Origin of the sequence: Sphingomonas caeni (assembly GCF_026013415.1) — a bacterium.
In the GTDB taxonomy this organism is placed as follows: Bacteria; Pseudomonadota; Alphaproteobacteria; order Sphingomonadales; family Sphingomonadaceae; genus Sphingomonas; species Sphingomonas caeni.
Map to the genome: position 1 here is coordinate 337,941 of NZ_JAPDOK010000002.1, position 16,611 is coordinate 354,551.

Sequence of the window (16,611 nt, forward strand, 5' to 3'; positions counted from 1 at the left end):
CTAACCGTCAGCCATGGCTAACGCAAATCAGGCGATCTCGGCGCTTTCGGATGCGACGCGGCGCGCGATCTTCGATCAGATCGCCGAAGGGCCCAAATCGGTCGGCGAGATTGCCGAGCGGCTCCCCGTCACCCGCCCCGCGGTCTCGCAGCATCTCAAGATCCTCAAGGAAGCCGAGCTGGTCGCCGACGAGGCGGTGGGGACGCGGCGCGTCTACCGCATCGATCCGGCGGGGCTCGGGCAGATCAGGCGCTGGCTCGACGAGAAATGGGAGCGCGCGCTCGGCGACTTCAAGGCCGCGGTGGAGGAAGGCGAATGACCGATACACAGCGCATCCAGCCCGCGCCGATCCGCAAGACGATGCGGGTCAAGGCAAGCCGCGAGCGCGCGTTCGAGGTGTTCGTGTCGCGGATGGGCAGCTGGTGGTACAAGGACCATTCGATCCTCAGGATGCGCGAGCAAATCCCCCAGGCCGATGTCGTGGTCGAGCCGCGCGAGGGCGGGCGCTGGTACGAGCGCGGCGAGGACGGCAGCGAATATGACTGGGGCCGCGTGCTCGCCTGGGACCCGCCCGGGCGGCTGGCACTGGCATGGCAGCTGACCGGCGACTGGGAATATGATCCCGATTTCGAGACCACCGTCGAGGTGAGCTTCACCGAGGATGGCGAGTATACCGAGGTGGTGTTCGAGCATCGCGACCTCGAACGCTATGGCGAGGCGATCTCGCAGCTCGCGGGGATGGATGCGGGCTGGGGCGCGATCCTGGCGGGCTATGAGAAGGCGCTGGCGGGCTAGGGCCCCTAGCGCCGAAGGGGCCAGGCGAGCTGCCGCAACAGCCTGTCGGCATCGGCGTCCGCGGCGTCGCCCAGCCCCAGCCGGGCCGGCGCGCAGGGCGGCGAATAGCTGCCGAAAACGCGGTCCCAAAGGGTGAAGGCATCCCCGTAATTGCTGTCGCATTCGCCCCGCTCGGCCGAATGATGGACGAGATGGACCCCGGGCGTGACCAGGAGCAGCGCCATTGGCTGTCCGATCGCCGCCGGCAGCCGCAGATTGGCGTGCGCCCAGAGCGCGATGACGGCCAGAACCGTCTCCCCCGCGGTGGCGATCCACACCGGCGCACCCACCGCGAGCGCGCACCCCGCGCCCACCAGCGCGGCCAGCAGCACCTCGGCTGGATGGTTCCTGAGCGCCGTCGACAGGTCGATTTCGGGATCGGCATGATGGATGCGGTGCAGCCGCCATAGCGGCGCGAAACGGTGCGATGCTCGGTGCAGCACATAGCTGCCCAGGCTGCGCACGAGCAGGAACAGCGCGAACAAGGCGGGCGCCGACTCCAGCCAATGTCCGACTCCGATCCCCTGCGCCTGCGCCCAGGCGGATGCCGCCACCCCGCTCACCGGCACCATCGAAACGATCATCAGGTTGGCGGCGGCGAGCGCGAAATTGGTCGCCAGCCGCCGGTCGCCCCCGGCCAGCGGCGGCCGCGCGCGCCAGAGCAGCTCGGCGAAGGCCAGCGCGACGAAGCAGCCCAGGAACAGCGTCAGCGCGATCATCGCCCCTACCACTACACGCTTTACATCCCGCGGCACACTTGCGACACCGTGCAAGGCTCCACGTCAGGGGAATTTGCATGCGCTTCATCGATCGTATCGAACTGCCGGCCGTCGCAGTGACCTTGCTTCTTGCCGCCACGCCTGCGCTTGCCGGCACCCCGATCACCCCGGCGCCGGTCGCAGGGGCGGGCATCGGCGCGCTGGTCGCCGTCGCCGCCGGCTATCGCTATCTGCGGTCGCGCCTCCGCAAATAATCTTCCCCGCTCGGGCCCGGGTGCGCCTGGCACTGCCCTTTCCTGCGCTCGATGACCGGGCGCAGCTCTTCGCGTTTTGCGCGCCGATCGCGGCGATCAATGCCATGGCGGTGCTGATCGGCCAGGCGATCGACGAGCAGGGCACGGTCAACGCGGTCTTCTCGCTCGCCGGGATCAGCGCGGTCTTCTGGTTTGCGCTCTATGCGGTGATCGCGATCGCGCGCGAGGAAGGTTCGGCGCCGCTGCGGCCGCGCGACCGCATGGTGGCGCTGCTCACGCTCGGCGGCGCGCTGCTTCCCTATCCGATCGCCGGGTCGCTCGCGGTGCTGGCGAGCGGCACCTGGCTGGCGCTGACCGGCGCGCCCGGCTCGCGCGAACGGCGGATCGCGGTGATCCTGCTCGCATTGACCGGCACCCTGCTCTGGGGGCGAATCCTGCTTCAGCTGTTCGCGCCGCTGATGCTCGGGCTCGATGCGCAGATGGTCGGCTGGCTGGCGGGCACGCGCGTGGTGGGGAATACCGTCACCTTTGTGGGAAGCAGCGAGCAGTTCACGATCGCGCATCTCTGTTCCTCGTTCCACAATATCTCGCTCGCGATCATCCTGTGGGCCGCGGCGACGCAGCTTCTGGGGCTTCGCATCGACGCGAAGCTCTGCCTGATCTGCCTCGCAGGCGTAGTGGCGATGGCGTCGGTCAATTGCCTGCGGCTGGCGACGCTGGCCTGGCACCCGCGCGATTTCGACTATTGGCATGTCGGCGCGGGGGCGGGCTGGTTCGGCTGGGCGAGCCTCGCCGCGGGCGCGCTGGTCATCGGAGGGGGCCTGCTTGTCGCGCGCGGCACGCGTCACTAGCGCCTGGTTCGCCGCGCTGCTGCTCGTGTCGCTGGGCGCGAAGATCGCGTTGACGCGCGTGCGCCAGCCCGACGATTCGCGGCTGGCGGCCGCGCTCGCCCAGGCCTTTGCCGAGCAGGGCTTCACGGTGCGGGTCGAGCACCGCCAGATGGGCGACGTCATCCATGCGGCGCGCGGGGCCTGCCGGATGATGGCGCGCAGCGGCGAGGAAGCGGGCTCGCGCCTCCCTGCCTTCGTCGCCAGCGCCCGCGGCTATGGGCCGCTGCGCTTCGCCTATCGCGGCGCGGTGCGCGAGGCCCCGGCGCGGCTGCGCCAGACGATCGAGGCCTATCTCCAGCGCCAGCTCGCGGTGATCCGCATCGAAACCGTGCGGCCCGCGCACATCGCCTTCGCCCAGACGCCCGAATGCGCCGGGCTGGCGCCGGACCTGGGGCATTTCGAGGTGGTGCTGGCGCCCTAGAGGCCGAGCCAGTCGAGCGGCGCCGGGAGCGAATCGGCGGAATAGTCGATCTGGATGACGCGCCGATGCTGCGGTTCGGCCGCCGCTGCCGAGGCGTGAAGGATCGGGGTAGCGTAGAGCCAGATGTCGCCGCGCCCGGCCAGGCAGGCGGTGGTGCCGCAGCGGGCGACGGTCGCCTCGATCTCGGGTTCGGGGATGCGGCCCAGCCGGTGCGAGCCGGGGGCGATCAGCAGCGGGGCATTGCCGGCGGGGACGGCATCGAAATGGATTCGGATCGTACGCATCCGTTCGATCAGCACGAAGGGCGGTTCGACATGGACACGGCCTGCCTTGACCGACCAGGGGCCATAGCCCGGGAGATCGGCCCGGGCCTTCACCGCAATGGTTCGGTCCTGATGCCAGCCGAGTGCCCAGTTGGCGGCGCCGCTTTTGTCGAACAGGATAGCGCGCACCGGGTGCCGACCGCCAAGTTGCGCCGTGCGACTTCCGATCTCGTCGAGAATTTCGGCCAACCCCGCGATGCCATGCAAGCGGATGCCGGCCTGGTCGGCGGGAAGGCCGGCCAACATCTTTTCCAGCGCCTCAAGAAAAGGGGCGGCAGCACCGGGAAGGTGCGCCGCCCCATGTTCCTCGAGGTTCAAGCGAGCCTCAGAGCTTGCCTGTCAGCTCCGGCACCACCTTGAACAGGTCCCCGACCAGGCCGATGTCCGCGACCTGGAAGATCGGGGCATCCTCGTCCTTGTTGATCGCGATGATCGTCTTGCTGTCCTTCATGCCCGCGAGATGCTGGATCGCGCCCGAGATGCCGATCGCGATATAGACTTCGGGGGCGACGATCTTGCCGGTCTGGCCGACCTGATAGTCGTTGGGGACATAGCCCGCATCCACCGCCGCGCGGCTGGCACCCACGGCCGCGCCGAGCTTGTCGGCGAGGGGCTCGATGAGGCTGTGGAAATTCTCGCTGTTCTGGAGCGCGCGGCCGCCCGAGACGATCACCTTGGCGCTGGTCAGCTCGGGGCGCTCGGACTTGGCGATCTCCGCGCTCACGAACTTCGAAACGCCCGCATCCGCCGCCCCCGAAACCGCCTCGACCGTACCGCTGCCACCCGAGGTCGCCGCCTTGGCGAAGGCGGTGCCGCGCACGGTGATGACCAGCTTCTTGTCGCTGGTCCTGACCGTGGCGATCGCGTTGCCGGCATAGATGGGCCGGGTGAAGGTATCGGCGCCCTCGACCGAGAGGATGTCGCTGATCTGCATCACGTCGAGCAGGGCGGCCACGCGCGGGGCGATGTTCTTGCCGTTGCTGGTCGCCGGGAACAGCACCGCGTCGTGATCGGCCATCAGGCCGACGATCAGCGGCGCGACATTCTCCGCGAGTGCGTGGCTCAGCGACGCATCGTCGGCGAGATGGACCTTGCCCACGCCTTCGATCTTCGCGGCCTGATCGGCGACGGCCTTGCAGCCGCTGCCGGCGACGAGGAGATGGACTTCACCGAGTTGGCTGGCGGCGGTGACGACGGCGAGGGTGGCGTCCTTGACGGCCGCGTTGTCGTGTTCGACCCAGACGAGCGTCTTCATTTCGCAACTCCCAGCGCCTTGAGCTTGCCGACCAGCTCATCCACGTCCGCGACCTTCACGCCTGCGGTCCGCTTGGCGGGCTCGACCACCTTGAGCGTGGCGAGGCGCGGGGCGATATCGACCGCGTAATCCGCCGGGGTCTTCTTCGCGAGCGGCTTGGACTTGGCCTTCATGATGTTGGGTAGCGTTGCGTAACGCGGCTCGTTGAGGCGAAGATCGGTGGTGACGATCGCGGGGGCCTTGAGGTCCACCGTCTCGAGCCCGCCATCGACCTCGCGGGTAACGACTACGCGGTCGCCGCTCACTTCGACCTTCGACGCGAAGGTGCCCTGCGGCCAGCCGAGCAACGCCGCGAGCATCTGGCCGGTCTGGTTGCTGTCGTCGTCGATCGCCTGCTTGCCGAGGATCACCAGCCCGGGCGCCTCCTCGTCGCACACGGCTTTCAGCAGTTTGGCGACGCCCAGCGGCTCGACCTCGTCGTCGGTCGCGATCAGGATCGCGCGGTCGGCGCCCATCGCGCGCGCGGTCAGCAGCACGTCCGATTCGGCCTTGGCCACGCCGATCGTGACGACCACCACTTCGGTCGCCGCGCCCTTTTCCTTCAGGCGCACGGCTTCCTCGATCGCGATCTCGTCGAACGGGTTCATGCTCATCTTGACGTTGGCGAGGTCGACCCCCGTCCCATCCGCCTTGACGCGCGGCTTCACATTATAATCAAGCACCCGCTTGACCGGCACCAGCACCTTCATGCCACTCTCTCCTCTTGGTTCGCCTCATCCTGGGGAGGAGGGGTGAACCTCAAATCGTCATCCCGGCGAAAGCCGGGACCCAGAGCAACGGGCGGTGTACTTGTCGCCCTGGGCCCCGGCTTTCGCCGGGGTGACGGGTTATTCAGGCGGCCTTTTTCACTTCGGCCACGATCTTCTTCGCCGCGTCGCCCAGATCGTTGGCCGGCACGATTGCCAGTCCCGAATTGGCGAGGATATCCTTGCCCTGCTGGACATTGGTGCCCTCGAGCCGGACGACCAACGGCACGCTCAGATTCACTTCCTTCGCCGCGGCGACGATGCCCTCGGCGATGATGTCGCACTTCATGATGCCGCCGAAAATGTTGACCAGGATGCCCTTCACGTTCGGATCGGCGAGGATGATCTTGAACGCCGCGGTCACCTTCTCCTTGGAAGCGCCGCCGCCGACATCGAGGAAGTTGGCGGGGAACATGCCATTGAGCTTGATGATGTCCATCGTCGCCATCGCGAGGCCGGCGCCGTTGACCATGCAGCCGATATCGCCGTCGAGCTTGATGTAAGCGAGGTCGTATTTGGAGGCTTCGAGCTCGGCCGGGTCTTCCTCGGTAGTGTCGCGCAACTCCATCAGGTCCTTGTGGCGGAACATCGCATTGCCATCGAAGCCGACCTTGGCGTCGAGAACCAGAAGGTTGCCCTGCTTGGTCAGCGCGAGCGGGTTGATCTCGATCTGCTCGGCGTCGGTATCGAGGAAGGCGGCGTAGAGCGACGAGGCGACCTTGGCCGCCTGCTTGGCGAGATCGCCCTTGAGGCCCAGCGCCGCGGCGACCGAGCGGCCATGGTGAGGCTGGAAGCCGGTGGCCGGATCGACCGCGAAGCTGTGGATCTTCTCGGGCGTCGAATGCGCGACTTCCTCGATGTCCATGCCGCCTTCGGTCGAGACGACAAAGGCGATCCGGCTGGTCGTGCGGTCAACGAGCAGGGCGAGGTAGAATTCCTTGTCGATATCGGCGCCGTCGGTGATGTAGAGCCGGTTGACCTGCTTGCCGGCCTCGCCGGTCTGGATCGTCACCAGCGTGTTGCCCAGCATGTCGGTTGCGTGGGCGCGGACCTCGTCGAGCGAGAAGGCGAGGCGGACGCCGCCCTTGGCGTCGGGGCCCAATTCCTTGAACTTGCCCTTGCCGCGGCCGCCGGCATGGATCTGCGACTTGACGACATAAAGCGGCCCGGGGAGCTGCCGGGCGGCCTCGACGGCCTCTTCCACGGTGAAGGCGGCATGGCCCGCGGCGATCGGGGCGCCGTACTTGGCGAGCAATTCCTTGGCCTGATATTCGTGGATGTTCATGGGAGAGGCGCCGTCCTTTTTCGAAGATCGGGAATGTGCGCCGCCTTAAGCACAGTGGCAAACGCGAATCCACCCCTTCGCGCTCGCGGGTGCAGCATAGCTGAGCTATAGGCCCCGGGATGCACTGGCTGACCGCCTCATTGCTGTTCGTTGCAACCATCGCCGCGATGGAAGGGGTGGCCTATGCCGCGCATCGCTGGGTGATGCACGGGCCCGGCTGGTTCCTCCATGCGAGCCATCACCGGCCGCGTGAGGGGCGGTGGGAACTCAACGATCTCTACGCGGCGATCTTCGCCATCCCCTCGATCCTGCTGCTCTATGGCGGGGTGCAGGCAGGGTGGTGGCCGGGCTTTGCCTGGATCGGCGCGGGGATCGCCGCCTATGGCGCGATCTATTTCGGCTTTCATGACGTCATCGTTCATCAGCGCGTGCCGCACCGCCATGTGCCGCGCTCCTCCTATATGAAGCGGATCGTGCAGGCGCACCGGATGCACCATGCGGTGGCGGAGAAGCACGGCGCGGTGAGCTTCGGCTTCCTCTGGGCGCCGCCCGCCGCGCGGCTCAAGGCGCAGTTGAAACGAAATTGATCACCGATCCGACCTTCTATGCCGTGGCGATCCCGGCCGTGGCCCTGATCGGCCTCGCCAAGGGCGGCTTCTCGGGCATGGGCGCGCTGTCGTTGCCCGCGATGGCGTTCGTGATCAACCCGGTCCAGGCCGCGGCGATCCTGTTGCCGCTGCTGATCGTGCAGGATGTGGTCGGCGTCTGGGCGTTCCGCCGGACGGTCGAGTGGCGCGTGCTCGGCTGGATGCTGCCCGGCGCGGCGGCGGGGGTGGCGCTGGGCTATGGCTTTGCCGCGAGCGTGACGCCCGAGGCGGTGATGGCGGCGGTGGGAGTGATCTCTGCGCTGTTCGGCGCCTACCGGCTCTGGCTCGCCAGCCACGCCATCCCGCGCGAGACGGCGAAACTGCCTGAATGGGCCGGATCGCTGTTCGGAGTCGCATCGGGCTTCACCAGCCAGATCGCGCATGCCGGCCAGCCGCCCTTCCAGCTCTGGGTGCTCCCGCGCAAGCTCGACCCCCAGCTGCTGGTCGGGACGACCGCGGTGTTCTTCGCCGCGGTCAACTGGATCAAGGTCCCCGCCTATCTGGCACTCGGCCAGTTCACGCGGGAGAATCTGCTGACCGCGGGCGCGCTGATCCCCGTCGCAGTGGGATCGACGCTCGCCGGCGTATGGCTGGTACGGCGCATCTCGCCCGAGCGCTTCTACACCGCGATCTACTGGCTGATGATCGGCGTCGGCGTGGCGCTGGTGTGGGAAGCGGCGTTCTAGCTTCCTGTGCTCCGGCCTGCGCCGGAGCACAGCTTAGTCGAACAGCGACGACACCGAGCTCTCATCCGCGATCCGCTTGATCGCCTCGGCAAGCAGCGGGGCGATCGTCAGGTGGCGAACCTTCTTGCTCTCGGCGATCACCGCGTGATTGCCGATCGAATCGGTGATCACCAGTTCGGTCAGCTCGCTCGCCTCGACGCGCGCGACCGCGCCGCCCGAGAGCACGCCATGGGTGCAGTATGCGACCACGCCTTCCGCCCCCGCCGCCTTGAGCGCGCCCGCGGCGTTGCAGAGCGTCCCCGCCGAATCGACGATATCGTCGATCAGGATGCAGAAACGCCCCTCGACATCGCCGATGATGTTCATCACTTCCGATTCGCCGGCGCGCTCGCGGCGCTTGTCGACGATCGCCAGCGGGGCATTGTCGAGCCGCTTCGCCAGCGCGCGCGCGCGGACCACGCCGCCGACATCGGGCGAGACCACCATCAGATTCTTGCCCGAAAAGCGCGCCTTGATGTCGTCTGACATCACCGGCGCGCCATAGAGATTGTCGGTCGGAATATCGAAGAAGCCCTGGATCTGCCCGGCATGGAGATCGACCGAGAGGACGCGGTTCGCCCCCGCGACGGTGATCAGATTGGCGACCAGCTTGGCCGAGATCGGGGTGCGCGGCCCGGGTTTGCGGTCCTGCCGGGCATAGCCGAAATAGGGGATGACCGCGGTGATCCGCTTGGCCGATGCGCGCTTGAGCGCATCGATCATGATCAGCAGCTCCATCAGATTGTCGTTGGCCGGGAAAGCGGTCGACTGGAGCACGAACACATCCTCGCCGCGGACATTTTCGAGGATCTCGACGAAAATCTCCTCGTCGGCGAAGCGGCGGACATTGGCCTGGGTCAGCGGGATTTCGAGATAGTCGGCGATCGCCTTGGCGAGCGGCGGGTTCGAATTGCCCGACATCAGTTTCATGTGGTGCGGTCCCGCGCTGCCCAGTGTTGCAGTTCCCTTACTGCGCGTTCCGGGTGGCGCAAGGAGGCATTCGCCCCTAGGTGGCGCGAATGACCGTGATTACCCGTTTCGCTCCCAGCCCGACCGGCAAGCTCCATGTCGGAAACCTGCGCGCGGCGATCCATAACTGGCTGTTCGCGCGTGCCAATGGCGGCAAATTCCTGCTGCGGATCGACGATACCGACCGCGAGCGCAGCGACGAGGCGTTCGTCGAGTCGATCCGCGCCGATCTCGCCTGGCTGGGGCTGGTGCCCGATGGCGAGGCGCGGCAGTCGGCGCGGTTCGATCTCTACGAGGCGCGGTTCGCGGCGCTGAAGGCTGCCGGGCGGGTCTATCCGGCGTACGAAAGCGCGCAGGAGCTCGATCTCAAGCGCAAGGTGCTGCTCGGGCGCGGGCTGCCGCCAGTCTATGACCGCGCCGCGCTTGCCCTGACCGATGCCGAGCGCGCAGCGTATGAGGCGGAGGGGCGGACGCCGCATTGGCGCTTCAAGCTCGATCATTCGGCCCCGATCGAATGGGACGATCTCGTCCGCGGGCACCAGAAGTTCGATCCTTCGCTGATGAGCGATCCGGTGGTGCGCCGCGCCGACGGGTCGTGGCTCTACCTGCTCCCGTCGGTGATCGACGATATCGATCTGTCGGTCAGCCATGTCGTGCGCGGCGAGGATCACGTCTCGAACACCGCGGCGCAGATCCAGATGTTCGAGGCGCTCGGCAGCGCGATCCCGAAATTCGCGCACACCGCGCTGCTGACCGGGGCCGAGGGCAAGCTCTCGAAGCGGCTCGGCTCGCTCGGGGTCGAGCATTTCCGCGAGGCGGGCATCGAACCCCAGGCGATCGTCGCGCTGATCGCACGGCTGGGGACGAGCTTGCCCATCGAGCCCTTCGCCGATCCCGCCCCGCTGATCGAAAGCTTCGATTTCGCGCGCTTCGGGCGCGCGCCGGCGCGGTTCGACGAGGGCGAGCTGGCGCAGCTCAATGCCCGGATCGTGCACCAGCTCGCCTTCGATTCGGTTGCCGACCGCCTGCCCGCCGGAATGGGCGAGGCGGCATGGGAGGCAATCCGGCCGAATCTCGCCACCGTCGCCGAGGCGGCGGATTGGTGGCGGGTGATCGAGGGGCCGGTCGAGTCGGCGATCGCCGAGGAGGATCGCGCGTTTCTGACCGAGGCCGCGGCGCTCGCGGGCGGGATCGACTGGGAAGCCGACCCCTGGCACGCGCTCACCGGCGCGCTCAAGGAAGCGACCGGCCGCAAGGGCAAGCCGCTCTTCCTGCCGCTGCGCCAGGCGCTCACCGGGCTCGATCACGGCCCCGACATGGCCGCCCTGCTCCCGCTGATCGGCCGCGACCGCGCGATCGCGCGGCTTTTGGGCTAGGGTCCGGGCTCGATTGGCGCAGTCGGCCGGGCGGCCCCGGCATGTGAAAGTTGACACTGGCTTCACACTATCGCGCCTGGTTTGCGCCGCTCAGTCTCCCAGGCGAATATTGCCCATAGGGACATCCGATCCCAGCGCTCCTGCTTTCGCAGGAGCGCTGGGATCGGGGTTCGCCATGTCAAGGAGCGGCCGGAACGACCGGCTGCGCGAGCCAAGCAGGCGAAATCCTACATTGCAAGGGGCCGGGTAACGGCAAGCGCCCTCCGGGACCAAATGATACATAGTCTCTTTACCTCTGGTATGTAACGTTGTATCATCACAACTCGCCGGCACCCGACCGGCCGTGGAGAAGGAGGTCTGACATGTACACCAACCGCTCTTCGCTACCCTTCGGCATCAAGCCGGTCGGCTTTGGCGCGGCGATGATCGTCAACGGCGCGCTGATCGCCGGGCTCTATTTCTTCATCGCGCCGACGATCGGCCCGATGATCAGGGATACGATCCTCGATACCAGAAATATCCCGATCCCGCCGCCCCCGCCGCCGGTCCAAAAGCCCAAGCCCACCACTGAAGCGGTGCGCGAGCCCCAGATTTACACGCCGCCGGTTGCGAACCCGCTGCCGACCGACCTGCCCCCGATCAAGACGACCGCCGACCCGCCGATCACCCCGCAGACCCCCGATCTCGGCAAGCCCGAGGGCACGGCCGTCTCCAAGCCGGTCGATCCGCCCCCGCCGCCGCTGATCATCGCCCAGATCGATCCGCGCTATGCCGGTCAGTTCCAGCCCGATTATCCAGCCTCGGAGATTGCCCGCGAGCGCGACGGCAAGGTCGCGGTCCGCGTGCTGATCGGCGTCGACGGGCGGGTGAAGGCGGTCGAGCAGCTCAGCGCGACCAGCCCCGCCTTCTTCGATGCCACGCGCCGCCAGGCGCTGTCGAAATGGCGCTTCAAGCCTGCGACCCGCGGCGGCACGCCCGAGGAAAGCTGGAAGGTGATGAACGTGCGGTTCGAAATGAAGAACCTCTAATACGCCCAAGCGCGGGAGCCTCTAGCTCCCAGGCTCCCGCGCCCCTATCTGTGCCGCCGATGGACTTCTTCAAACGCCTCGCCCCCGGCCCCGCGTTGAGCGACCTGCGCAGCTTCCTGCGCACCCGCAAGCGCCACCAGATCCTGATGCTGCTCCCCGCTTTGCTGGCGGTGCTCGCGATCATCTATGGCTTCGTCAAGGATTCGCGCTTCTTCCCCGAGTACAAGCCCAACATCACCTATTTCCAGAGCTGGCCGCTCAACCGGAGCGATGAGGAAATCGCGAAGGACAGGGAGATCGACAAGGTCAAGCGCGCCAAGGCGCGCGCCGAACTGGAGAAGAAGCAGAAGGCGCGGCAGGCGGAATTCCAGGAGCTCGACAATACGCTCAAGGGATGGGGCCTCTGAACGCCGACTCGCGCTGGATGGCGGCTGCGCTGGCGCTGTCGGAGCGCAGCCGCGGGCGGACGGCGCCCAATCCCAATGTCGGCTGCGTGATCGTGAAGCAGGGGCGTGTCGTGGGGCGCGGCTGGACCCAGCCCGGCGGCCGCCCCCATGCCGAGGCGATGGCGCTGGCGGAGGCGGGCGAGGCGGCGCGCGGCGCAACCGTCTACACCACGCTCGAACCCTGCGCGCATGTCTCGCCGCGCGGGCCGGCCTGTTCGGACCTGCTGGTCGCGGCCGGGGTGGCGCGCGTGGTGGCCGCACTCGGCGATCCCGATGCGCGGACCAACGGCCAAGGCGCCGAACGGCTGCGCGCGGCGGGGATCGATGTCGCCGAAGGCGTGGCCGAGGCGGGTGCGCGGGCGGCAATGGCGGGGTTCCTGACGCGGCAGGCCAAGGGGCGGCCCTTCGTCACGCTCAAGCTGGCGACCTCGCTCGACGGACGGATCGCCATGGCCTCGGGCGAGAGCCGCTGGATCACCGGCCCCGAGGCGCGCGCGCACGCGCATGTCGAGCGGGCGCGGCACGAAGCGATCCTGGTGGGGCGCGCGACGTTCGAGGCGGATGCGCCCGGGCTGGATGTCCGGTTGCCGGGGCTCGAAGATCGATCGCCCCGCCGCCTGCTCCTCACCCGCGGTAAAGGCGAAACGGGATGGGAGGTCCTGGCGTCACCCTCCGCCATCGCCAATCTCGAAACCGTCGACCACCTCCTCGTCGAAGGCGGTGCCGAGACCGCCTCCTCATTCCTTCGCGCCGGGCTGGTCGACCGCCTCCTCCTCTACCGCGCCCCGATCCTGATCGGTGCGGGCCGCGATGCGCTGGGCGATATCGGCCTCGCCGATCTCGCCAGCGCGCATGGCCGTTGGAAGCTCAACGACACGCGCACGCTTGGCAGCGACCGGCTTGAGGTCTACGCGGCCTCCTGATGTTTACGGGGATCGTCACCGATATCGGCACCATCGCCGCCGTCGAGCGCAAGGGCGACCTGCGCGTGCGCGTCTCTTGCAGCTACGACACCGCCACGATCGACCTCGGCGCTTCGATCGCCTGCTCGGGCGTCTGCCTCACCGTCGTCGACAAGGCCCCCGGTGAGGTCATGTTCGACGTCTCGGGCGAAACCCTTTCGCGCACCGCCTCCGGCATGTGGGCCGAGGGCCGCATGCTCAATCTCGAACGCGCGCTTCGGCTCGGCGACGAGCTCGGCGGGCACATCGTCACCGGCCATGTCGATGGGATCGGCACGGTCGGCACGGTCGAGGAGGTCGGCGGCTCGCACCATGTCGTGATCGCGGCGGGCCACGAGCTAGCCCCCTTCATCGCCCCCAAGGGCTCGATCACCGTCGACGGCGTCTCGCTGACGGTCAATGCGGTGGACGACACGCCTCAGGGCGTCGAATTCCACCTCAACATCATCCCGCATACCGCCGAAGTCACCACCTTCGGCGCGCTGGCAAAGGGCCAGGCGGTCAACCTCGAAATCGACGTGCTCGCACGCTATCTTCAGCGCATGGAGGCGCTCCGTGGCAAAAGCTGAACTCGCAAGGCTGAAACATGCCTTCCTCTCCTCCCCCGAGGAGATCATCGACGAGGCGCGCAACGGCCGCATGTTCATCCTCGTCGACGACGAGGACCGCGAGAATGAAGGCGACCTCATCATCCCCGCGCAGATGGCGACCCCCGACGCGATCAACTTCATGGCCAAGTTCGGCCGCGGGCTGATCTGCCTCGCGATGACGCGCGAACGGGTCGAGACGCTCGGCCTCGAGCTGATGAGCCGCGCCAACGGGACGCGGCACGAGACCGCTTTCACCGTCTCGATCGAGGCGAAGGAGGGCGTCACCACCGGCATCTCCGCCGCCGACCGCGCGCGCACCGTCTCGGTCGCGATCGACGCGTCGAAGGGCGCCGACCAGATCGTCACCCCCGGTCATGTCTTCCCGCTGGTCGCGCGCGACGGCGGCGTGCTGGTCCGCGCCGGGCATACCGAGGCCGCGGTCGATGTCGCGCGCCTCGCCGGGCTCAATCCCTCGGGCGTGATCTGCGAGATCATGAACGAGGACGGGACGATGGCGCGGATGGACGATCTCGTCTCGTTCGCGCAGTTCCACAATCTCAAGATCGGCACGATCCGCGACCTGATCGCCTATCGCCGCCGCCACGACCATCTCGTCGAGAAGCGCGCCGAGGCCAGGTTCGCGAGCGACTGGGGCGGCGACTGGACCGCGCTCACCTTCTGGAACAAGGCGACCGGCAGCGAGCAGGTCGCGCTCGTCAAGGGCAAGGTCGATCCGTCGAAGCCGACCTTGGTCCGCATGCACGCCCTCTCCCCCTTCGCCGACATCTTCGGCGAGGGCGGCAAGCGCGGCGGGCTGCTGCGCCGCTCGATGGAGATCATCGCCGAGGAAGGCGCAGGGGTGGTGGTGGTGATCAACCGCTCGCGGCCCGACAATTTCACCGTCGCGCTCCAGGCGCGCGCGGGCACGCTCGAGCCCAAGGATATGGACGAGCTGCGCGATTACGGCGTCGGCGCGACGATCCTGACCGAGCTGGGCGTCAAGGACATGATCCTGCTCACCAACACGCATCATACCCTGGTGGGCCTCGACGGTTACGGCCTGTCGATCGTCGGCGAACGCGCCATTTCGGAAAGTGACGCCTGATGGCCAAGGTCCTGATCGTCGAGGCGCGGTTCTACGATCACCTCGCCAACATGCTGCTCGCCGGCGCGCGCACCGCGCTGCAGGAGGCAGGCCATGACTATGAGGTGGTCACTGTCCCCGGCGCGCTCGAAATCCCTGCCGCGGTCTCGATGGCGGCCGAGACCGGCGATTACGATGCCTATGTCGCATTGGGCGTGGTGATCCGCGGCGAGACCTATCATTTCGAGGTGGTCTCGAACGAAAGCGCGCGCGCGATCATGGCGCTGTCGCTCGACGGGCTCCCCATCGGCAACGGTATCCTGACTGTCGAGGACGAAGCCCAGGCCATCGTCCGCGCCGATGCCGAGCAGCTCGACAAGGGCGGCGGCGCGGCCCGCGCGGCCTGCACGATGCTCGCGCTCAAACAGCGCTTCGGCTGACAGCCATGGACATGCCCCCCTCGCGCTACAAGGTGGTCGAGGAGGGGCGCCGGCTCGTGGTGATCGACCGGATGACCGGCGAGCGCGTGCACCGGCAAATGCCCGGACCCTCGCGACCCGGATCGTCGCCGCCCCAGGCCGCCAACCGCGCGCCGCTCCCTGAGCCGGCGCCGCGCGCGGCTCAGCCGGGCGAGACGGTCCTGACCACCCAGCGCTGGTTCGACGACAAGGGACCTCGCACGATCGCGCTGCGCGGCGACGCGAGCATGACGATCGTCGTCGCGGCGCTGGTCGTGCTGGTCGTGCTCGGGATCGTCTTCGCCTGGGCCGGCTTTTTCGGCCTGTTCGTGATCGCCTTCCTGGCATTCAACAAGGGCACGCTCCCAGCGCTGCGCAAGGGCGTGACCGTCTGGCTCGACAGCCTCGAAAAGGTTTAGGCCGCCACCTCCCCCAGCGCCGGATAGTCGACATAGCCTTCGGGCCCATTGGTGTAGAAGGTCGCGACATCGGGCTTGTTGAGCGGCGCGCCGATCCGCAGCCGTTCGACCAGATCGGGATTGGCGAGGAAGGGGCGGCCAAAGGCGATCCCGTCGGCGACGCCCGAATCCAGATCGGCCTGCGCGCTTTCCAGCCGGTACGCCTCGTTGAGGATCAGCGGGCCGGCGTACACCTTGCGGATCTCGGGCGAGAGCGGCGGCACGTCGCTCGGGCGGAAGGTCGAGGCCGGCTTGGATTCGCGCAGCTCGAGAAAGGCGATGCCCTGCTCGCCCAGCCATTTCGCCGCGGGCACGAACACGCTCTCGGGATCGCTGTCGTCGCAGCCCTGCACCTCGCCATTGGGCGAGAGGCGCACCGCGGTGCGGTCGGCGCCCGCCTCGGCGATCAGCCGCAGCGTCGCTTCGCGCAGCAGCCGGGTGCGGTTCTCGGGCGCCCCGCCATAATCGTCGTCGCGGAAGTTCGAATTGTCGCGCAGGAACTGGTCGATCAGATAGCCATTGGCGGCGTGAAGCTGGACCCCGTCGAACCCGGCGGCGAGCGCATTGCGGGTGGCGCTGGTATAATCGTCGAGCACCCGGGCGATATCGTCCCGCGTCGCGGGCCGCGCCTCGGCATAGGGGTTGGGGCCGACATGGCCCGGTCGCGGCGGCGCGGTGGTCGCCGAGCTGGAGAGCGGCTGCATGCCGATCACGTCGGGGCGCGACAGCCGGCCCATATGCCAGAGCTGCGCGACGATCCGCCCGCCGGCGCGGTGGATCTTCTCGACCACCGGCTTCCACGCCTCGACCTGTTCGGCGGTCCACAGCCCCGGGGCATTGGGCCAGCCCAGCCCTTCGCGGCTGATCCCCGTCGCCTCGGAGATGATCAGCCCGGCCGCGGCGCGCTGGGCGTAATAATCGCCCATGATCGGCGTGGGGACATGAGCCGCGGTCGCACGGCCGCGGGTGAGCGGGGCCATCAGGACGCGGTTGGGCGCATGGATCGCACCGAGCTGGATGGGATCGAACAGGCTGGGCATGCGGATTTGGCTCCGGGACTATGGTCTGCGTCAGATAGGGC

22 protein-coding genes are annotated in these 16,611 nt (G+C 67.9%); 15 read left to right on the forward strand and 7 right to left on the reverse strand.

Going from position 1 to position 16,611, the window contains the following annotated elements; translation table 11 throughout:
* Positions 1 to 13: 13 nt before the first annotated feature.
* Both OF829_RS06295 and OF829_RS06300 read left to right on the forward strand, forming a co-directional pair.
* On the forward strand, positions 14 to 319 hold the full coding sequence (locus OF829_RS06295; RefSeq protein WP_264939129.1) for an ArsR/SmtB family transcription factor: 306 nt from the start codon (positions 14 to 16) through the stop codon (positions 317 to 319).
* On the forward strand, positions 316 to 795 hold the full coding sequence (locus OF829_RS06300) for an SRPBCC family protein (RefSeq protein WP_264939130.1): 480 nt from the start codon (positions 316 to 318) through the stop codon (positions 793 to 795). The genes OF829_RS06295 and OF829_RS06300 overlap by 4 nt, the downstream gene beginning before the upstream one ends.
* Before the next feature lie 5 nt (positions 796 to 800).
* Here the strand turns inward: OF829_RS06300 and OF829_RS06305 are convergent, their stop codons facing one another.
* Complete coding sequence (locus tag OF829_RS06305) at positions 801 to 1,553, reverse strand: sterol desaturase family protein (RefSeq protein WP_264939131.1); 753 nt, start codon at positions 1,551 to 1,553, stop codon at positions 801 to 803.
* A 77-nt stretch (positions 1,554 to 1,630) separates the two neighbouring features.
* On the opposite strand from OF829_RS06305, the gene OF829_RS06310 reads away from it, so the two are divergent.
* Genes OF829_RS06310 through OF829_RS06320 form a run of 3 tightly spaced genes read left to right on the forward strand, consistent with a single transcriptional unit; the run spans position 1,631 to position 3,118 of the window.
* Complete coding sequence (locus OF829_RS06310; RefSeq protein ID WP_264939132.1) at positions 1,631 to 1,807, forward strand: hypothetical protein; 177 nt, start codon at positions 1,631 to 1,633, stop codon at positions 1,805 to 1,807.
* Between the two features lie 20 nt (positions 1,808 to 1,827).
* Entirely contained in the window at positions 1,828 to 2,658 is an 831-nt protein-coding gene (locus OF829_RS06315) for a hypothetical protein (RefSeq protein ID WP_264939133.1), read from the forward strand.
* Complete coding sequence (locus OF829_RS06320) at positions 2,633 to 3,118, forward strand: hypothetical protein (protein WP_264939134.1); 486 nt, start codon at positions 2,633 to 2,635, stop codon at positions 3,116 to 3,118. Before OF829_RS06315 ends, OF829_RS06320 begins: the two co-directional genes overlap by 26 nt.
* Here OF829_RS06320 and OF829_RS06325 read toward each other — a convergent pair.
* From OF829_RS06325 to sucC, 4 genes are all read right to left on the reverse strand, one after another.
* Entirely contained in the window at positions 3,115 to 3,687 is a 573-nt protein-coding gene (locus OF829_RS06325; protein ID WP_264939135.1) for a phytanoyl-CoA dioxygenase family protein, read from the reverse strand. The genes OF829_RS06320 and OF829_RS06325 overlap by 4 nt on opposite strands.
* Before the next feature lie 79 nt (positions 3,688 to 3,766).
* Positions 3,767 to 4,696, reverse strand: a complete 930-nt coding sequence (locus OF829_RS06330) for an electron transfer flavoprotein subunit alpha/FixB family protein (RefSeq protein WP_264939136.1) — start codon at positions 4,694 to 4,696, stop codon at positions 3,767 to 3,769.
* A complete protein-coding gene (locus OF829_RS06335; protein WP_264939137.1) occupies positions 4,693 to 5,445 on the reverse strand; it encodes an electron transfer flavoprotein subunit beta/FixA family protein in 753 nt (250 codons plus the stop codon). The genes OF829_RS06330 and OF829_RS06335 overlap by 4 nt, the downstream gene beginning before the upstream one ends.
* A gap of 142 nt (positions 5,446 to 5,587) precedes the next feature.
* On the reverse strand, positions 5,588 to 6,787 hold the full coding sequence (gene sucC / locus OF829_RS06340; RefSeq protein WP_264939138.1) for an ADP-forming succinate--CoA ligase subunit beta: 1,200 nt from the start codon (positions 6,785 to 6,787) through the stop codon (positions 5,588 to 5,590).
* A gap of 119 nt (positions 6,788 to 6,906) precedes the next feature.
* Between sucC and OF829_RS06345 the strand changes: the two genes are divergently transcribed.
* Complete coding sequence (locus tag OF829_RS06345; RefSeq protein ID WP_264939139.1) at positions 6,907 to 7,374, forward strand: sterol desaturase family protein; 468 nt, start codon at positions 6,907 to 6,909, stop codon at positions 7,372 to 7,374.
* Positions 7,371 to 8,120, forward strand: a complete 750-nt coding sequence (locus tag OF829_RS06350; protein ID WP_264939140.1) for a sulfite exporter TauE/SafE family protein — start codon at positions 7,371 to 7,373, stop codon at positions 8,118 to 8,120. Before OF829_RS06345 ends, OF829_RS06350 begins: the two co-directional genes overlap by 4 nt.
* A gap of 33 nt (positions 8,121 to 8,153) precedes the next feature.
* Here OF829_RS06350 and OF829_RS06355 read toward each other — a convergent pair whose 3' ends face one another.
* Positions 8,154 to 9,089 carry a ribose-phosphate pyrophosphokinase gene (locus OF829_RS06355; protein ID WP_264939141.1) on the reverse strand — a complete coding sequence of 312 codons (936 nt, stop codon included), beginning with the start codon at positions 9,087 to 9,089 and terminating at the stop codon, positions 8,154 to 8,156.
* Positions 9,090 to 9,178: 89 nt separating this feature from the next.
* On the opposite strand from OF829_RS06355, the gene gltX reads away from it, so the two are divergent.
* The 8 genes from gltX to OF829_RS06395 all read left to right on the forward strand — a co-directional run bounded on the left by gltX (position 9,179) and on the right by OF829_RS06395 (position 15,491).
* The gene (gene gltX, locus OF829_RS06360; RefSeq protein ID WP_264939142.1) at positions 9,179 to 10,504 is read left to right on the forward strand and encodes a glutamate--tRNA ligase; all 1,326 of its coding nucleotides are present in this window, start codon (positions 9,179 to 9,181) and stop codon (positions 10,502 to 10,504) included.
* A gap of 362 nt (positions 10,505 to 10,866) precedes the next feature.
* Positions 10,867 to 11,532, forward strand: coding sequence for an energy transducer TonB (locus OF829_RS06365; protein ID WP_264939143.1), 666 nt, complete (start codon positions 10,867 to 10,869; stop codon positions 11,530 to 11,532).
* A 59-nt stretch (positions 11,533 to 11,591) separates the two neighbouring features.
* A complete protein-coding gene (locus OF829_RS06370) occupies positions 11,592 to 11,939 on the forward strand; it encodes a hypothetical protein (protein ID WP_264939144.1) in 348 nt (115 codons plus the stop codon).
* A complete protein-coding gene (gene ribD, locus OF829_RS06375; protein ID WP_264939145.1) occupies positions 11,927 to 12,901 on the forward strand; it encodes a bifunctional diaminohydroxyphosphoribosylaminopyrimidine deaminase/5-amino-6-(5-phosphoribosylamino)uracil reductase RibD in 975 nt (324 codons plus the stop codon). The genes OF829_RS06370 and ribD overlap by 13 nt, the downstream gene beginning before the upstream one ends.
* Complete coding sequence (locus OF829_RS06380; RefSeq protein WP_264939146.1) at positions 12,901 to 13,509, forward strand: riboflavin synthase; 609 nt, start codon at positions 12,901 to 12,903, stop codon at positions 13,507 to 13,509. Before ribD ends, OF829_RS06380 begins: the two co-directional genes overlap by 1 nt.
* Complete coding sequence (gene ribB, locus OF829_RS06385) at positions 13,496 to 14,635, forward strand: 3,4-dihydroxy-2-butanone-4-phosphate synthase (RefSeq protein ID WP_264939147.1); 1,140 nt, start codon at positions 13,496 to 13,498, stop codon at positions 14,633 to 14,635. Before OF829_RS06380 ends, ribB begins: the two co-directional genes overlap by 14 nt.
* The gene (gene ribH, locus OF829_RS06390; protein ID WP_264939148.1) at positions 14,635 to 15,054 is read left to right on the forward strand and encodes a 6,7-dimethyl-8-ribityllumazine synthase; all 420 of its coding nucleotides are present in this window, start codon (positions 14,635 to 14,637) and stop codon (positions 15,052 to 15,054) included. Before ribB ends, ribH begins: the two co-directional genes overlap by 1 nt.
* 5 nt (positions 15,055 to 15,059) lie before the next feature.
* Entirely contained in the window at positions 15,060 to 15,491 is a 432-nt protein-coding gene (locus OF829_RS06395) for a hypothetical protein (protein WP_264939149.1), read from the forward strand.
* Here OF829_RS06395 and OF829_RS06400 read toward each other — a convergent pair.
* The gene (locus OF829_RS06400) at positions 15,488 to 16,570 is read right to left on the reverse strand and encodes an alkene reductase (RefSeq protein ID WP_264939150.1); all 1,083 of its coding nucleotides are present in this window, start codon (positions 16,568 to 16,570) and stop codon (positions 15,488 to 15,490) included. The two genes, OF829_RS06395 and OF829_RS06400, sit on opposite strands and share 4 nt — an antisense overlap.
* Positions 16,571 to 16,611: the final 41 nt, after the last annotated feature.

Excerpts from the sequence above, each read along its gene's own strand:
- OF829_RS06305 (WP_264939131.1), bottom strand. The coding sequence starts at position 1,553 with ATGATCGCGCTGACGCTGTTCCTGGGCTGCTTCGTCGCGCTGGCCTTC.
- OF829_RS06310 (WP_264939132.1), top strand. The coding sequence starts at position 1,631 with ATGCGCTTCATCGATCGTATCGAACTGCCGGCCGTCGCAGTGACCTTG.
- ribD (WP_264939145.1), top strand. The coding sequence starts at position 11,927 with ATGGGGCCTCTGAACGCCGACTCGCGCTGGATGGCGGCTGCGCTGGCG.
- gltX (WP_264939142.1), top strand. The coding sequence starts at position 9,179 with ATGACCGTGATTACCCGTTTCGCTCCCAGCCCGACCGGCAAGCTCCAT.
- OF829_RS06295 (WP_264939129.1), top strand. The coding sequence starts at position 14 with ATGGCTAACGCAAATCAGGCGATCTCGGCGCTTTCGGATGCGACGCGG.
- sucC (WP_264939138.1), bottom strand. The coding sequence starts at position 6,787 with ATGAACATCCACGAATATCAGGCCAAGGAATTGCTCGCCAAGTACGGC.
- OF829_RS06395 (WP_264939149.1), top strand. The coding sequence starts at position 15,060 with ATGGACATGCCCCCCTCGCGCTACAAGGTGGTCGAGGAGGGGCGCCGG.
- OF829_RS06300 (WP_264939130.1), top strand. The coding sequence starts at position 316 with ATGACCGATACACAGCGCATCCAGCCCGCGCCGATCCGCAAGACGATG.
- OF829_RS06355 (WP_264939141.1), bottom strand. The coding sequence starts at position 9,089 with ATGAAACTGATGTCGGGCAATTCGAACCCGCCGCTCGCCAAGGCGATC.
- OF829_RS06330 (WP_264939136.1), bottom strand. The coding sequence starts at position 4,696 with ATGAAGACGCTCGTCTGGGTCGAACACGACAACGCGGCCGTCAAGGAC.
- OF829_RS06365 (WP_264939143.1), top strand. The coding sequence starts at position 10,867 with ATGTACACCAACCGCTCTTCGCTACCCTTCGGCATCAAGCCGGTCGGC.
- OF829_RS06400 (WP_264939150.1), bottom strand. The coding sequence starts at position 16,570 with ATGCCCAGCCTGTTCGATCCCATCCAGCTCGGTGCGATCCATGCGCCC.
- ribH (WP_264939148.1), top strand. The coding sequence starts at position 14,635 with ATGGCCAAGGTCCTGATCGTCGAGGCGCGGTTCTACGATCACCTCGCC.
- OF829_RS06325 (WP_264939135.1), bottom strand. The coding sequence starts at position 3,687 with ATGTTGGCCGGCCTTCCCGCCGACCAGGCCGGCATCCGCTTGCATGGC.
- OF829_RS06345 (WP_264939139.1), top strand. The coding sequence starts at position 6,907 with ATGCACTGGCTGACCGCCTCATTGCTGTTCGTTGCAACCATCGCCGCG.
- OF829_RS06335 (WP_264939137.1), bottom strand. The coding sequence starts at position 5,445 with ATGAAGGTGCTGGTGCCGGTCAAGCGGGTGCTTGATTATAATGTGAAG.
- OF829_RS06380 (WP_264939146.1), top strand. The coding sequence starts at position 12,901 with ATGTTTACGGGGATCGTCACCGATATCGGCACCATCGCCGCCGTCGAG.
- OF829_RS06370 (WP_264939144.1), top strand. The coding sequence starts at position 11,592 with ATGGACTTCTTCAAACGCCTCGCCCCCGGCCCCGCGTTGAGCGACCTG.